The organism is Aquimarina penaris, from assembly GCF_040786285.1.
Taxonomy (GTDB): Bacteria; Bacteroidota; Bacteroidia; order Flavobacteriales; family Flavobacteriaceae; genus Aquimarina.
The window spans coordinates 127,923-146,663 of record NZ_JBFMKQ010000001.1 but is presented as its reverse complement, the minus strand read 5'-3'; the positions used below and the strand labels follow the sequence as shown (position 1 = coordinate 146,663).

Below are 18,741 nucleotides of genomic sequence, written 5' to 3'. Positions count from 1 at the left end.
GTTGATCCTTAGTTTTTGTAGTGATATTTGTGTTCAGAAATTAGATTACCTTCATTATCCTTAACCGCTTCTAATCGGTTGAAGCCGTCGTAATAGTACTGGATTCGTTCTCCCCTGGGGTCTGTGATACTGGTCACTCCAATCTGTGGGTCATAGGTATACGTAGTTACTTCTGAATCTTTAAAATAATCATGTGTGCGTAAGGTTTCCATTAGCGTTTGCATATTGGTTTCCTTTACAGTAGAATTCTCGGTATTGGATGTTGTTTTAATCTCATTGATCAGGTTGGTTAGATCGGTAGGCATACCTGCATAGGTAGCATTACTGATTTTGGCAATTGGATAACGATTATTATATCCCCAGATAAAAACGCTTGGAGCTCCATGGGTTTGTGTTACCTCTAATGGGTGCCCTTGATCATCATAGTTTATATAGCGCATACGTTCATCCCAATTGCTAGCCATAGGATCCTTGGTAGATATTATTTCGGGATAGATTTTTTCGCCTCCCCAGTCTTTGAATTCTGTACGTGTCTTAGAAAGTAAAGCACTATCTACTCCTGTTTTTAGGTAGGTTTCTACCTGTATTGGGGTGGCAATACGATGCTGACTACTTAGTTTATTGATCGCATCCAAATTGGTTGTGCTAAGATCAGTAAGTGATCCTGCATCCTGCGGATAATACGTTTTTGAGAGTATAGTTTCCTCGGTATTTTTAGTAGTTTCTGTACGCGTTACTTGTTTATGAATAGTGTTATCATAAAAGTGCTTAGTAATAGTTGTTACAGAGTCATTACTAAAATATTGCTTTTCTGTCTGTTTTTCTAATCGAGTCCATACGGGTGTTAAGCGATATCTATTAGCTAAAAAAGTACTGGTCCCACCAGGTGTTCCATTACATTGAAATAAATTACAAGTGGATTCTCCTGGGATAGCGGTAACGGTTACCGTATGAGTATTCCCGCTGGACACTTTCTCGGTGCATGAATGATGAAACACTGCATCGGGAATCATAAATATACCGTTATAGGGTACAGAAGCATCCAAGGTTATCTGTTGGTATTCTTGCTCACTTTCTTGTAACTTGTTTTTAGCATTATCATAATGACTGGTTTTTTTAGGCTTTCCGTTTAGATGTTTGCTTACAAAATAAGGTTGATGATTATTGATTAACCCATCATCGTCATTATAATATTCATATAGTGTACTCCCTTGGAAGGTATCATTGTTAAATAATAATTCTGTTACCTTAGAATAGGCAATATTATGCCTTGTTTTTGGTGCTAGATTATAGCTGTAAAATTTAAAAACAGTTGCATTTATATATTCATTAATACTACCAGTACCACCTGGAGAGGATCCACCACCCAAAACACTACAATGTGTTGATGTTGATCGCGTAAGCTTTCCGTAGTGAAATTCCTCTTCAGAAAACCTGATTTTTTGATGAATGATCCCCGACGAAGTAAATTGATTTTCTACAAGACTAGGAGTAATTGTTGTGTTTTCGGGTAATTCATTATAATAGTAATATTTAGTAAGCTTCTCGTCGGATTCATTAGATGGAGTACTTTCAATTTTATTTACTCGTAAACCACCTACGGTATTGATACGATTTATGGTGGTAATCAATTTATAGTTTACAGATAGAGAAGTATCCTGATATCCATTTACAAGTAACATGCGATAATCTCCTTCTTCCAGGTTTAAGGTAAAATCTGGTCCCGGATTTGTGTTAATATATACAATGTTGGGATTATTGTAAGGATCGCTGGTCATAATATCACAATAGGTTAGGGGAGGATCGTCCCTGTCACATATCGTATAGGTATTACTAGTGGCACATTCATTAGGGATTAACCCTCCTTGACCTGGATCTGGGCAAGGATACGTCTGACATTCATTAGTACCAAATCGAGATTTGTAAATACATATAAACTTGATGTTATTGGTTGCCACTGGATTGCCCTGGACATTATTGATAAAATCAACATCAAAAGTAATGGCTTTGTTAGCATTGTCTGCATCGATGATGAGTTTTGCGTTACTTACATTTTGTATAGTATTTTCGTATGCAATATCATCTAAATTAGGGCAATCGTTGAGGTCATTTGTTGCAATGGGATGATTGTTATTCCCTCCATAAACAATGCTTGACCTATTAGAATACGCATTGTCCTGCTCGATAGAACCTCTATGTGCATCGTAATAAAAAGTAGTAGACCCGCCTGTTGGATACGTAATCTTTTTTAATGTACCATTTTTGGCGTAGGACAGGTTTGGTCTTCGATCTGCTCCTGTAATCTGTTCACCTATTGATGCTTCAAACTGCTGATTAAAGCTATGATTATTACCCGGTACAAAAACAGTACTATGATTATTTCCATTAGAATATCCCCATAGATCCATTGCATTAGAATCCCTTGGTGGTAAACTGGTAGGGTTAAAATATTCGAAACTATGAACTTTCTCTTCTAGAGATGGACCTCCAGGAACCGGACCTCCATCAGGATTGCCTAAGGTTTCTATAAAACGTATACGGTCTAACTTAAGACGTTTACCTTTTTCTAATTGCTGAGTAGATGGATTACCTGTTGTGAAATATGAATAATCAAGGGCAATGTTTTTTACTGTTTGCCCAACTGTATTATGCACGGTAATATTAGAAATAGCAGATTGCCCTAATAAATCTTCCCTGGGAATTACGCTTGTCGTTAGTACCGGGGTATTATTAAGTAAAATTGCAGTAGGATAGAACTGCTTGATTTTATAGATCGTTTGTTTGTGCTGTGTTATAACACTTTTCTCAAGCCTGTTGTTGTTTATGCTGTCATAATAGTACTCCCAAACTATATTGTTAGGTAGATATTGCCCTTCTTGATAATACACACCGTTACTATATTGATAGTCTATAGTATCTTCCCCATTGGCGGTTTGAATACGGGTTACATACCATGATGAAATGTATTCGGCATCGTATTCGTTTTGTTCGGTGCTATATGAGGTAAACGTGTATTCTGCTTTGGCAAACTGGTAGGTAGTGCCATCGGTATCGGTAATGATCCAGCTATTGATTTTATCTCCCAGCAGTGTGTAATCGATTTGTACATGGGGGTTTTCGATACAAAAAACCCTGTATTTGCCATTTTGAAGTACATCATAATTAATCCCTATGGTTCCCGAGAGCCCATTGACACTAAAACTGAAGGTGTCTGCTTGGGTGTCGATATTGTTCAATCTATAATTCTCTAACACTCTATTACCATAATACATTTCATCTGCTGTATCATAGCTAGTCATTTGTCGGTCTTTATATATAGCCTCAAGTCCATCACGTGTTTGCGTATCTGTAATCTTTGCATACCCCCCTGTAGCTTGATCAGGTAGTCCATGTACTTGTCGTGAAACCACGCCTCCGTAATTTAAGTTCCAACCCAAACCTACATTGGTGGCTAATTGCCCTACTTTAATTCCTGTGGCATCATATGTCATGCTTATCGGTATACTGTAACTATTTCCCTGGATCTCACAAATAGGGACCGAAATATTGGTAGTACCCGTATAATGGTTAAAAGGAATAGTACCATATTTTACAAAGGCCTGTGCCTCTGGTGAATTTGGAATGGCAACTGCACGAGATAGCTCTGCGGTATAATCAAAGCTTGGAGTAACACCGCCCTCACCCTGAGCATATCCAGAATAAAAACAGCATAAAAATGCTAGAGAACAAATAAATTTATTCATAATTAATGATGATAAGTATATTAGTGATTCAATTTTTCCAATGGCAAACCTAACATTATAATCCTAGGTGAGCAATACGATCAATGCGGGTAAATCTACTTTCTTTTAACTTTTCGTTGTATGGCAAAAAAACATGATCAACAACCCTAAAACGTGATTAGTCACAATGTTTCGATGCTAAAATTTCGCGAAGTATAAAAACAATTTATTTCCCCTTAATGATGTCAAATGTAATAGGAATACTGGGGTTAAAACAAGAAGTAGTGCCCTCGATTCCGCGAAAACGTGGAAGTAATTTCTTGTATAAGTGTTTGAGAATTAGTCTTTTTTAGGAAAGATACAAACCACTTGGTTGTGGCTGTTTTGAATTTATATTTGTTGGTTGTGCGGATTGTAAATCCGCGTCATCCAGATTATAGTAAATGGCAGCAATACCGGCACTAACGACAATACTTCGGCTGAGGAATAACGTATGTGTAGTACTCCATAAAGTAAAAAGCTATGATTGTATAATCATAGCTTTTGTTTTATTTACTTACTCATGTGCAGCACGGATTTAAGGTATAAATCCTCGCCATCTGGCCTTTCTACTTAATTAGTTCTATTGCAAATTATACTTTTTACTGGTTCTGCGAAGTTTGCAACTTCGCAGTGACCCCTTGCCAATGAAAAACAGCCATATTTTCAATTAACATGACTGTTTTGTGCTTATGTTTAGCAGTTACAAACTGCTGTTATGTTTTTGCTCTTCTTTATAATAGTGTGTTGCTGCGAAGTCACAGACATTCGCAGAGCACATACTTCGAAGAGCGGATTATCAAAAATAAGTTAGCATAAAATCGACTTATTTTAAACTAGGTAATATAATCTGGTTATAGAAAACTGCACTAGTAACTGTGCAAATTACGATCCCTCAACAGAGGCCTAATTGGTATTGTAGTATCCATAAAGCAAAAAGCTATGATTATATAATCATAGCTTTTGTTTTATTTGTTTACTTATATGCAGCCCGGAAAACATTTCCGCGCGATCTGGTTAGCGCATACTACACCCGAGTTCGAATATCATTGCACTTTTCAATGATTTAATAGACAAAATATGTAAACTATATCATAAACTAATAATGATGCAATAAGTATTTTTAAAACCTTTTTCCCAAAAACTATAGGCATAACTATATATGCTATTATGTAGAGTATATACCATTTTTCTGTTAAATAACTCATTAATTCTATTTTACACTTTAAATTACTGACTTTGAAATAGAATAAATTCACTAACAGGATTAATAAAAAAACTAAGAAGTCCCATTTTTCACCTAATAGTTTCAATAGATCCGAGGGGCTTTTTTGAACTTTTGTCATAAACATGTAATATTTGATGAGTAATTGTAGGTATAAACATTCTAGGATTACCTGGTGTTACTTTTACTTGATTAACAATGTAAATTCCTTGTGCATTTTTGTAGTCTGTAACAGAATGATGGAATGAATATTTAGCCAAAACCTCTGTCCAACCTTGAGCAATTATATCAGCATTTGTACCTATAATCTCTTTGAAATAGGTTCCGATTATGGCCATTCCAGATGCCTTTTTTAGCTTTTTAAGATTTTTACCTTTAAGTAAATTTCTATAAGTACTTTTATGTTTTAGTTTCTTAAGCGATTTAACAAAACTCTTCCAATCTTTGAATGCTTCTATATCCCTTAAGGATTCTGCTGAATAAGCTCCTGTAATCCAAGTAATGGAGGTTACGGCGGTATTAACATGTTCTTGAAGACCTATCATTTCGTTCAGAACTTCTTCAACTTCATCATTCCCAATTTCACTCAATGAGAGGCCTGACTGATCTTCATTAAAATCAACTTCCTTCCCATTTACTATAAGCTTTGGTTTTTGGCAACAACCACTATTTGAATCGTTATTGTCATTTGAATCGGAAGAAGATGAATTACTAGTATCTAAGGAGTTTCCATTGTTTGCGCCAAATATATCAGACCAAAGCCCTCCATTTTGGTTTAGAAACTTACTTTTAAAAAAGGTGTTGCTTTCTCCATCCGCACCACTAGGATCGGCCCAATAAACAGGATTATTATCAAATGCTACGTATGGGGACATTGAATGATGTGTAACAGGATCGATAGAAGTCCAACGAGCAATTGCAGGATCATACTTTCTTAGATCCATCTCGTACCAATCTACTCCTAGAGCTTCTTCATGTTCAATGCCATTAAATTTAAATTTCTGTGCCGTGCCATTTGTATGAGGACTTATAATTTCATTATATCCTTTTTGCTTCAAACCAAAGGGATAATAGTTATTCTCCTCTATAATTTCATCCTGGGTTATGGTTCCATTGCCATTCGCATCTTTATATGACAATCTGATATTTCCTAAGTGATCTTTGTAATGGTAGATATAATCAAACGATGAGATTGCCGAGCTACCACTCGCAATGACAGGTTCTATATATCCCTCAGCGTGATTAAAGAACTCAAGATTTCCATTTTTATAGACGTAATTACCAGCATACTCGGTTATTAAAGAACTTCCCTCGGTGACGATCTTCTTCAATTTCGCTCCAGTGGCATCATAAATATAAGAAATAGTTCCTGTATCTTCTGTATTTGAGATCGAAACTGTCTCTGGTAAGTTTAGATGATTATAGGTAATCTCGCTAATACCCTTGTTACGATCTATAATCATATTACCATTTTCATCATACTCAAAATCATCGTTGGTATTGGTACCATCTCTAAACCCATAGGTTTTATTTCCTGTATCCAATACTTTTACAAGTTTATTGCCTAAATCATAATGGTAATCTAAGATATCCATATTAGCATAACTTGATGCGCTCTGGAAACCATTTCGGCTTAAAGACATAATGTTCCCCATTTTGTCATAAGATATCTCGCTCAGGTCGTACCTGCCATCATTGCTAATACCACTGGTAATTCTATTTAATGCATCATAGGTATACTCATAACTTCTGGTTACGTTATCATTGGCTGTTCTCCATGAGGTTTTTGATATATTACCATTATAGAGTGGAGTAGTACCACTGTTATAATCAATGGCAAAGCCAAAAAGATCTCCACCAACAGTAGAGCCGTTATTGATTGATTTTAACCATCCTCGAACATTGTAGGTGTAATCTACAGTCTGTAAGCTTGCACTGAGCGCAGTCGAAGTGCCTCCTACTTTTTTAGACGTCAATTGCCCTAAAGCATCATAAGAGTTTGCCGCAATGAGTTCTTCATCCTGATCATTGATCTTTTGTGTTTGAGTTAGTGCCCTACCCATATGATCATATTCAAATTTGTCTATGGTTACAATAGCAGCATTACTATCTTTGGTATGTGTGGTTTTGGTTTCTAATACCTTACCTGCGAAATCCAGTTTATTTTCTACAATATCTGTAATATTTAAGTACTCATTTTTACTGGCCACATAGATCGGTCGTGCTTTTGCATCATAGTACGTAACCGTTGTAATCCAGTCATTAGTCCCTAAAACACGTACTTTACTTCCAGTAGCTAAGGATCGAGTACGATCTGTGGTGCCTACCCCGTAGACCGTACCCGGTTTTATGATCCCTGCTGTATCAAACTCATAATCGTCATAATAATTGATCGTTAGTATTCTATAACTACTCACCGGGTAGGCCTCTTTAGTATAATACACTTCTGTACCTGCAATAGTTATCGGAGTTGTCGTTTTAGTCTCATAGGTCTCATAACCATATGTAGACGAACCCGCTTTAATACGTAACAAAGCTACTGTACTGCCATTTTCTGTCAACCCGGTATAGGCCACTCTACCAAAAGCATCATACTTGGTATAGAGCCATTGGTTTTTTGCTCTGAGATTGGCATCTTGTGTAAGTACCGGTTGATCCAGGATATTGTAAATGATATATTCCCAATCTTTTCCTGGGATTTTCTTTTCGATCAATCGGTTTCTGTGATCGTAACGATATTGGTAACATAGTTCGGTAAGCTCGGTATCAGAGATACTGTTGGTAGTATTTTCTTTAGGAGGCAATACGAATGTTAGATTCCCAAAATCATCATATACGTAATAGGTATCATGAGCGTCACCTGCATTGTAGGTCCTTTTTAAGATGACCTGTCCTTGCTTATTGGTATATTCTTTGGTAGTATGATTGTCTCCATCTGCATCTGTCCAGTTTTCATCTTTGGTGATGGTCACATAGAGCTGTTTAGTTACATAGTATCCATCTTTTACTAAGATAGGAGTTTCGGTATTCCCATTAGTAAAATCAACCTTAAAATACACTACCTCATTAGTGCTATTCGCATCCCAATCAAACTTAATGGTATGATCTGCATTACTATTATGGTTGGCTTTCCAAGCAGCACCCGGTGCGCCTTGTTCTTGTACTCTGTTAAGTGGTGAAGCCTCATACACACTTTCAGAATAAGCATTCACCAAAGCAGGGTCTGTGATCCCAGGGAAATCATCATTATACGTGTTTAAATAATAACTATTAATGTTGGTATTAACGTCAACAGCTGCATAGCTTCCTAATGCTCCATTTTGTCGCTCAAAAGGTAAGTATTGTTTGGCTTGCCTGCCATATTGGTCATATTCGAGATGAGTCACAATGTCTTTGACATCTGGTGAAGCTTTTATCCCAACTTGTTGTTTGGGTCTTCCTAATCCATCAAAATAGGTAATACTTTCTATTACATCTTTGTTAGCAGTAATCGCATCTGGAGTTTCCATCCCCTCTTGATATACTCGGGTAAAGACATAATTTTCATCACTGATCGTGACTTGATCATATGGTGTATCGTTACAACCACCATTGGCTCCAAATACTCCCGGGCATTGATCGGTATTATCAGCTACGTATCCTACAGGTTGTGCACAAGCATTTTGGCTAGTATTGGGATCTCCAAATCCGTCACCATCACTATCGGCATACCAAAGAGTAGGTTGTTGGATACTATAATTTACTGGGGTAATAGTGCTCCAGCATCCGTTATCATGTTTAGCTCTTAAATAATATACAGTACCACTAGTTCGTGTGATCGAAGCTGAAGAATTAGCAGTGCTGGTTCCTGATGAACTACTCTGCCAATACCAAGTAACATTGGTCTGTGGGTTCTTTCGGATCAAGACACTATTTCCACAATTATTAGTTATCCTATCAAGTACTGGTTTTGTAGGAACAGATTTAATACTATATCCAACACTTACTGCTGGTCCCCAACATAAAGAAGTATTGTTTCTTGATCTTAAATAATAAGTAGTACCACTAGTTAACGTTTTTGAAACAGAAGAGTTAGTTGTACTAATGCCTGATGAACTACTCTGCCAATACCACGTGATTCCACTAGGTGGATTATCTCGAGTCAAGACACTATTTCCACAATTATTTGTAACACTTGGTCTAGTTGGCACGATTGGAGTAGTTTTAAGGGTATAAGGCACATATCTGGCACTACTCCAACAACCTGTGCTATTATTTCTAGCTCTTAGATAATAATTGCTACCATAGTATCTGGTAATTGATACATTAGCGTTAGAAAGACTGGTGCCCGATCCACTACTTTGCCAATACCAGGTGATTCCACTAGGTGGATTACCTCGAGTCAAGACACTACTACCGCAGTTATTAACAACACTTGGAAGAGTAGGTTGAGTAGGAATGTATTTAATACTATAATTTACCGTCCTAGAAGATCCCCAACATCCCGTACTATTGTTTCTACCACGTAGATAATAAACACTACCCCCTGTACGAGTAAGAGTTGCTGATGAATCCGACGTACTGGTCCCAGAGGCACTGCTTTGCCAGTACCAGGTGATCCCACTAGGTGGATTGGCTCTTGTTAATTTTGTGTTTCCGCAATTAGTCGCTATCGATGGCGCTGAAGGTACTGCCGGAATATATTTGATACTGTAATTTACCGTTCTGGATGATCCCCAACATCCGGTACTGTTATTCCTTCCACGAAGGTAATAAACACTACCGCCTTCACGAGTAAGGGTTACACCTGAATTTGAAGTACTCGTCCCCGATGCACTCCCTTGCCAGTACCAGGTGATCCCACTAGGTGGATTGCTTCGTGTTAATTTTGTGTTTCCACAATTCATCACTACTGATGGTGTGGTTGGGACACCTGGAGGATAATTGATACTGTAATTTACCGTTCTGGATGATCCCCAACATCCGGTACTGTTATTCCTTCCACGAAGGTAATAAACACTACCGCCTTCACGAGTAAGGGTTGCACCTGAATTCGAAGTACTCGTCCCCGAAGCACTGCTTTGCCAGTACCAGGTGATCCCACTAGGTGGATTGCTTCGTGTTAATTTTGTGTTTCCACAATTCATCACTACTGATGGTGTGGTTGGGACACCTGGAGGATAATTGATACTGTAATTTATGGTTCTAGAGGAACCCCAACATCCGGTACTGTTATTCCTTCCACGAAGGTAATAAACACTACCGCCTTCACGAGTAAGGGTTGCACCTGAATTCGAAGTACTCGTCCCCGAAGCACTGCTTTGCCAGTACCAGGTGATCCCACTTGGGGGATTGGCTCGTGTTAATTTTGTATTCCCACAATTATTTACAACATTTGGCGCAGTAGGTTGAACCGGAATAGTTTTAAGAGTGTAGGGCACATATCTAGCACTACCCCAACACCCTGTGCTATTATTTCTAGCTCTTAGATAATAATTGCTACCATAATATCTAGTAATTGATACACTAGAGTTAGATGTACTGGTACCCGACCCACTACCTTGCCAGTACCAGGTGATTCCGCTAGGTGGGTTACCTCGGGTTAAGACACTACTACCACAGTTATTCGTAACGTTTGGAAGAGTAGGCATAGCAGGGATAGTTTTAATACTATACCCTACTGCTAAGCTTGGCCCCCAACATCCATTCTTATGTTTAGCTCTTAAATAATAAGAAGTACCACTAGTTCGTGTAATCGAAGCAGAAGAATTAGTGGTACTAGTTCCTGATGCATTACTTTGCCAATACCAAATAACATTAGCCGGTGGGTTCTTTCGGGTTAAGACACTATTCCCGCAGTTGTTAACTACTTTATCTATTACTGGTTTTGATGGCACAGTTTTAATACTGTAATTTACTATTCTAGTATCTCCCCAACATCCCGAACTATTGTTTCTTCCTCTTAAGTAATACACACTACCACTAGTTCGCGTTATGCTAACAGAAGAACTTGCTGTACTGGTACCCGAAGGACTGCTTTGCCAGTACCAGGTAATCCCACTTGGAGGATTGTATCGCGTTAATCTTGTACTACCACAATAAGTAGCAATAGATGGTGTTGCAGGCATACTGGGCTTTGCTTTAATAGTATAGCTCACGCTTCTGGCTGAACCCCAACATCTAGTACTATTGTTCCTTCCACGTAAATAAAACACACTACCCGAAGTACGTGTATACGTTTTTGCACTATTTCCCATACTTGTACCTGAAGCACTGCTTTGCCAGTACCAGGTAATACCACCTGGAGGATTGCCACGAGTAAGAATACTACGTCCACAATTATTGGCTACCGAAACGGATGACGGCATACCAGGTTTAGGAACCTCATCTATACTACCATCACAATCATTATCTTTTCCATCACATATCTCAGGAGCAAACGGATATACATGCGGATCCAAATCATTACAATCCCCTGATACATTTACGTATCCCGGATGGTGGTTTCCATCATTAAAAATGAAATCAGTATTTTTTCCGTACCCATCGCCATCGCCATCAAAGTATAATAATCCATCATCCCCTATTGGTAAATCACCAAATTGGGCATGTGCTGTATTGCTTATTAAAAGTAATAGGATTCCTATATAGAATAATTTATTTCTATTAATTTGTATCATCTTTCCTAAAAATTAGTTTTTATACCCGTATTTGTTTTCTGAAATCAGTTTCCCTGCATCGTCTTTTACATACTCCAGACGATTAGAATTATCGTACTCATAGTACATCGTATAGCCACGTGGATCGGTCATACTTGTTACCCCAATCAAAGGGTCATAGGTGTAGGTGGTAACAAGGGCATCTGGCAGAGCATTTCTTAAATCATCTAACGATTGTCTTAAAGCTCCTTCTTTGCCTGTATTTCCTATTGTCCTGTCTGTATCTGCATTGGATTTGGTTTGTATGCCGGCAACATGAGCAGATACTTCAGTATAGGTGGTATTCTCTATCTTGGCAATTGGGTATTGTTGTTGATACCCCCAGATATAAACAATATGCGTTCCATCGGCTTTAGAAACCTCTAGTGGATTGCCAAAATTGTCATAGTCGTAATAGGTTAGTCTAGGTTCTGGAGTATCATTTTTCTTGGCCGTTTTGACGATTTCAGGGAGAAATATGTTACTCCCCCAATTTTTATAGTCATAGTTTTGGGTATTTAGCAATTGTTGATCCTCAAATACTTTTGTTTCAATTGGAGAAGAAATCCTATTCAGGCTTGATAAACTATTTGCTATAGTGGTATTAAAATTATAAGGATAGAAATATTTGCTGATCTTTTTCTCATTATTGCTACTGATAATTTCCTGTTCTTTTATATGACCTTGAGGATTATTGTATCTGTAAAAATTTTGAGTGTACACATTAGTACTATTAAAATGATCTGTGACCGCAGTTTGGATTAACCTATCGACATTACTACTCGCATTAAAGGTTGTAATATTAGTAACATAGTTTCCAGGGCCTTGATAATTAAATCCACTTTGACCAACTTTTACACTATATACTCTTCGGTTAAAGTTTAGATGTTCATTAAAATCATAATGATTCACAGTTTCTTTTACCAGAGTGCCATCTGATTTGGCAATTTCTTCTTTAAGGAGTTTTCCATTTTTATAGGCATTATCATCTTTAATTGGAAATGGAAAAGAAATTGGTGCAGGAATATTATGATTGAAAATTAATTTTCGGGTTCCATTGTTGCCATTGGTCGAAGTAAATTTTTCTATGACTTGTTTATAAATTATATGGCTACCCATATAATAGCCCAGAGGCAAATTACTGGAGCTTGAATAACTTCTGTAGACACAAGTTAGTACGCCTCCACCATCTAAGGATGACGAGCCATAATCATAGGTAGTTAAATTTCTTCGTCTAAATAAGAGTCCTTCACTTATACCCTCAGCATTTTCATAAGCATATTCCTTAGTAATGCAGTTTGCCGGATCATTATCAGGACAACTTTTAATTGTTTTGATTCGTATCCCACCTGTAGGTCTCGACCTCGCTTGTGGGGGTGATATATTTCCTCTATTAATTTTTACGTTTATTGATCCCTCTACATAGGATCCTATATCATGAGTACCTGCATTACTTACCGAAGCAGAAACCCTATAAGTTCCAGGTTTTAGATATACCTTTCTGTTAAAGCTTTTTGTAAGTACTTGCCCTGGTTGCAGAAATCCTCCGCCATAGGATAAGGTAGCCACATAACAGGGAGTTGTTGGATCACAGTCATATACATTGCTAGAATCAGCACAAGCAAGCCCCGTAGTTGTATTTACTTCAACAATTTTAGCAGTAACATTACCTCCTACAGCTGCTTTGGTAACTGTAATAGATATATCCGCCGCTGTAGCCTCAGTAATGGTGAATGTTTTTGTTTCAGAATCATTTCCTCCGTTTGGATACGAGGCATTGGCAAATGCTTTATAAGATTCGTCGTGAATAGTACATGGAGAATTTAGAGGATCATAAAAATCATCATATTCGTCACCATTTATCCCTGGATCATAGGTGTTCTGTTCATAAACAAATTCTGTGCTGCCTTTGGTGGGATACATAATTTTTTGAAGTGCGCCACTTGAACCTCGTTCAAAACTTGGTTTTCTAGGACCATATAAATCATCTATGTTTATTAGTTTTCCTGTGTTGTTTGCATTGGCATAGCCCCAAAAATCTTGGCTGGTAAAGGCTATATTATCCGATGGACTTCCTTTATACTGAAATTGGTATTTGTTTGTAATATCATTATTGATCGTTACACTTGTTAATAATTTTCTTGTTTTATTATTGTTGTCATAAGCAAGATCATGACTAAATATTTCTTTACTAAAAGAATCTTTAACTTGTATTTTATCTAATCTTGCTAAGTATTGATTTAATGTTGTAGTATTTGGCCTTGTAGAAATGAAATTAACCGTACCTAATGTGAAAGATATACTTTCGATTATTTTTGAGGACACACCATACCTGGCCTCAGACTTTCTTAGGTTGTTCGCGCATCCTCCAGATCCTATTGATTTTGTGTATGACTGTGAAAATACTCTCTGGGTATGATAATAATCAGTATAGCCAAAGGTAATCACTCTGTTGTTGGTTACTTGTATTTTTGTTAATTTCCAACCAGAGATATATCCATAAGCAGGCGTCGAAACGAGATCATTTATTCCTATAGGAGGAATTCTCTTTGTAGTTTCTGTAGATTGAAAGAAATATTGTATTCCGCTATCATCGGTAACCTTAAAGCCTTGTGCAAAATCCCCATTGATAACTTCAATTTTATAAGGCTTATAAGGTTTTATTACTACATTTTTATTTTCATCAAAATAAAAGCTTGCCTGAACGTTACCCACACTAATCATAAACTTATCAGGCTGTGTGTCCCAGGTTCCTCTGGCAGAGTTCTCTTCAAACCTATTTTTGTCTACCGATAGCAATTGATCATTTACATACGGGAGTACCCAATTTGATCCGATTCTATTATCTCCAATATATCCATTAGGTTCTTCGTCTGGCCTACCTCTTAACTGCCTGGTGATAATGCCACCTGCACTTAATGACCACCCTAAACCTGTGATTCCGGGGATATCATCCACAAGCAAACCGGTATAGTTATAATTTAAAGAAATGGGTAATTCATAACCCCCTTCTTTAATGGTATAGATAGGAATCGTTTGATTGGCAACCCCCATAGCCATGTTAACTGGGATTTCACCAAATTTTCCTAGTGTAGTAGCTTCTGGCGAACCTGGAAATATTTGTGGAATATCAATTGGACCCTGGGCAAAAGTTACAGCATATACTATGCTCATAACCCATAACAATTGTTTTTTCATTAGAGTAATTATTTATTATTTGACTGATTATTTACAATTTTTTGAAACCAAACTTCGTTGGAGTGCAAAGACAATTTGTGTTCTCTTAAATTGTGTCAAATGTAATAGCAATAGGTAGGGTTAGGCAAGAAGTAGTGCCCTCGATTCCGTGAAAACGTGTAAGTAACTTGTGATTTAAGTGCTTGAAAATTAGCTAGATATTGTGCTTTTTGTTTGTGATTATGGATTACTTAAAAGGAAATAACAACCGGAATCATACTGGGAGAGGAGATTTGAAACACATTGATAATTACATTAGGAAATAGAATTATTAAAAATCTATTCTACACTAAACCAAAAAACGCCGCAATTTGCGGCGTTTTTTCATCAATTTTACATATCCCTATGCGGTTGCAGGCGTAACAGGTACTTCTACAACTTTCTTTTTATAAAATCTTACTTTGAATCTGTTTACAATAAAGAACAGACATGGTACAATAATCAATGTTAAGAACGTGGCTATAATCAATCCATAAATTACGGTCCATGCTAAGGGTCCCCAAAAGATTACATTATCTCCTCCTAAGTAGATCTTAGGATCTCCAGTGCTAAACAACGAGAAGAAATCCAGGTTAAACCCAATGGCTAGCGGGATTAATCCTAATACTGTGGTGATTGCAGTTAACAATACAGGTCGTAAACGCGCTCTACCACCTTTAATAATGATCTTCATCACTTCATCATTGGGCAATAAATCGCTTTCTGGTACATTAAGCTCTACTTTTTTACGATCTATAAGTAGTTGGGTGTAATCCAAGAGGACCACCCCATTATTTACTACGATACCGGCAAGTGAAATAATACCCATCATGGTCATCATAATTACAAAAGATGCTCCGGTAACAAGAATACCGCCAAACACACCAATAAAACTTAAAAAGATGGCAATCATAATGATCGTAGGTTTAGAAATAGAACTAAACTGAAATACAAGAATTAGCATGATAAGCCCTAATCCCGTAAAAAATGCTCCCATTAAGAACGCCATTTGCTTGCCTTGCTCTTCTATCTGACCAGTATAATCTATCTTAACACCTCTAGGTAATTTCTTGAAACTTGCCATCTCGGTTTGTATCTGCGATACAATAGCTCCTGCATCGGTAAATCCGGGTTGTAAACCAGAATATACAGTTACCACTCTTTTGGTGTCTCTATGTTTAATAGCACTAAATGATGAAGTGTTTTTTTGCGAAGCAACTGCCGACACAGGAATCTCCTTTAGCCTTCCTGAAGCCTGATCTCTAAAGGTAATATTTTGGTTAAAGAGGGCACTGGTATTATATCGGTTCTCTTCATTAAAACGAACATAAATATCATAATCTTCACCATCTTTTTTATACACCCCAGCTTTTTCACCAAAGATAGAACGACGCAATTGGTTACCAACCTGGCCGGCGGCAACACCTAGTTCACCAGCTTTTTCGCGATCTACAACCACTTGCATCGCTGGTTTTCCTTTGTTTACATCTATTTTCAGTTCTTCGATACCAGGAATATTCTTTTCATTGATAAAGTTTCGCATTTGTTCTGCGATGTTGATCAATTCGTTATAATCCGGACCTTCGATTTCAATATTAATAGGATAACCAGCAGGAGGGCCTACAGGATCTTTTTCTACAGAAATGGCTACACCAGGGTAAATTCCTTTAAGGTCTTCTTGTACTTTTTGACGTAAGATTTCAGAATCTTTTCCTTTTCGATATTTAAACTCTCGCATAGTGGCAGTAATCTTAGCACGATGAGGCATCTCGGCATTGCTACCTCCATCGGTTTGCGGATTACCGGCACCTTCACCTACTTGTGATACTGCAGATTCTACCAAAAAGTTATAGTTTTCACCCTCTACATATTCACGATCATTTACAACCGCATAGACACGTTGTTCTATTTCTTTGGTAATTGCATTGGTTTTATCAATATCTGTTCCCTGAGGATATTCGATATACACCACAATCTGATTGGGTTTGTTGTCTGGGAAAAACTCTACACTTGTACGCTGACTTCCGATAGATGCGCCAAACATGGCAAATACAATAAAAAGCAATAGAAAAGTTCCAAAAGTAAACATATACGCTCTCCAGCCTTTTAGTGCAAAAGACAAGAAGCGCTGGTATCTGTTTTCTAACCATGCCAGTATTCTTCTTTGAAAGAAATTAGCAGCACCTTTTAGTACGTATCGATATAACCAAAACATAGCTGCTGTTACAATCATTAAACTTCCTAAAGCACGTACTTGTCCACCCACTATTAAAATAAAGATCCCCATTCCTCCCAGAATAATACTTAATCGTATTAATTGTTTACGAGTAAGTACTTTTTCTCCGGTTTCCATAAACTGAGAAACCAGCATAGAATTAATAAAAATGGCTACAAAAAGTGATGATCCCAGTACTACCGACAGTGTAATCGGGAAATAAATCATAAACTGCCCCATAACGCCTGGCCACAGCCCTAATGGTATAAATGCAGCTACTGTGGTTAGGGTGGAGATGATAATCGGAAATGCAATCTCGCCAATACCTTTTTTGGCAGCTTCGATACGAGACATGCCTTCTTCTTCCATTAATCGGTATACGTTTTCTACGACCACAATACCATTATCTACCAGCATTCCTAACCCCATAATCAGGGCAAAAAGGATCATAGTATTCATGGTATATCCCAGTAACGATAGAATCATAAACGACATAAACATTGACATAGGGATTGCAAATCCCACAAATAGTGCATTTCTAAATCCTAAAAAGAACATTAATACACCAACCACCAGGATAATCCCGAAGATAATATTGTTGACTAAATCACTTACTTGATTTTCAGTTTTTTCTGATTGATCATTGGCGACACTTATTGTTACATCTTGTGGGAACACATTCTCTTTGGCGTCGTCTAGAATAAGATTTATTTTCTCGACGGCTTCGATCATGTTTTTACCAGAACGTTTCTTTACATCCAACATCACTACGCTTTTTCCATATTCTCTGGCATACGTAGTTTTGTCTTCTTCCTTAAAAGTTACTTTTGCAATATCCCTAAGGTATACTGCACCATCCTGAGATTTTACCACAAATTCATCAAGTTGGGACGGGTTGTCAATTTCTCCTAGAATTCTTATCGTACGACGTTGTCCGCTGGCAATCATATTCCCTGCAGACATGGTCATATTACCATTACGAATCGAATTAATAACATCATCAAAACTTACTTGGGCAGCCATCATTTTGTAGATATCTACTGCTACAGCCACTTCTTTTTCTTGTGCACCTCGAATATCTGCCTTTTTGATTTCTGGTAAATCTCCTATCTCATCTTCTAAGTATTCCGCATATTCTTTCAATTTATCTACAGGGTAGTCTCCGGTGATATTAATATTCATTATCGGAGTTTCTTCAGAAATACTAAGATCAAAAACATTAGGCTCTACTTTAGCGCCATTAAATGTTGGCCAATCTTCGTTTGCTTTTTCTGAGTCTACCTCGTCTTTTACCTTTTGTTTGGCTTCGGGGACTGTAAGTTCTTCTTCAAACTCAACGGTAATAATGGCATAATCCTCTTGCGATGTCGAAAGAACTTCTACCACATTACTTACATTCTTTAGCTTGTCTTCCAGAGGGTCAACAATTAATCGTTCTATATCTTCTGCGGTATTTCCCGGATAGGGTACACTTATATAAATTTTAGTTTCGTTGATTTCAGGAAAATTTTCTCTTGGCATCGAAAAGTAGGCCGATAAACCCAAGACTAAAAAGATCCCGATCATGACGTAGATAGTCGTTGGGTTATTGATTGCCCATGAGGATAATCTAAATTCCTTATCTACTTTTTTCTTATTGACTTGCAT

The 18,741-nt window shown here is 37.4% G+C and carries 4 protein-coding genes; all 4 read right to left on the bottom strand.

Annotation, left to right across the window (positions count from 1 at the left end):
• Window positions 1-8: 8 nt before the first annotated feature.
• Window positions 9-3,743 carry an RHS repeat protein gene (locus tag ABW637_RS00575; RefSeq protein ID WP_367582675.1) on the bottom strand — a complete coding sequence of 1,245 codons (3,735 nt, stop codon included), beginning with the start codon at window positions 3,741-3,743 and terminating at the stop codon, window positions 9-11.
• 1,314 nt (window positions 3,744-5,057) lie between these two features.
• Window positions 5,058-11,645, bottom strand: a complete 6,588-nt coding sequence (locus ABW637_RS00570) for a DUF6443 domain-containing protein (RefSeq protein WP_367582674.1) — start codon at window positions 11,643-11,645, stop codon at window positions 5,058-5,060.
• Window positions 11,646-11,657: 12 nt separating this feature from the next.
• Window positions 11,658-14,861, bottom strand: coding sequence for an RHS repeat domain-containing protein (locus tag ABW637_RS00565; RefSeq protein WP_367582673.1), 3,204 nt, complete (start codon window positions 14,859-14,861; stop codon window positions 11,658-11,660).
• A gap of 382 nt (window positions 14,862-15,243) precedes the next feature.
• Window positions 15,244-18,741: an efflux RND transporter permease subunit gene (locus tag ABW637_RS00560; protein WP_367582672.1), complete on the bottom strand. Its 3,498-nt coding sequence runs from the start codon at window positions 18,739-18,741 to the stop codon at window positions 15,244-15,246.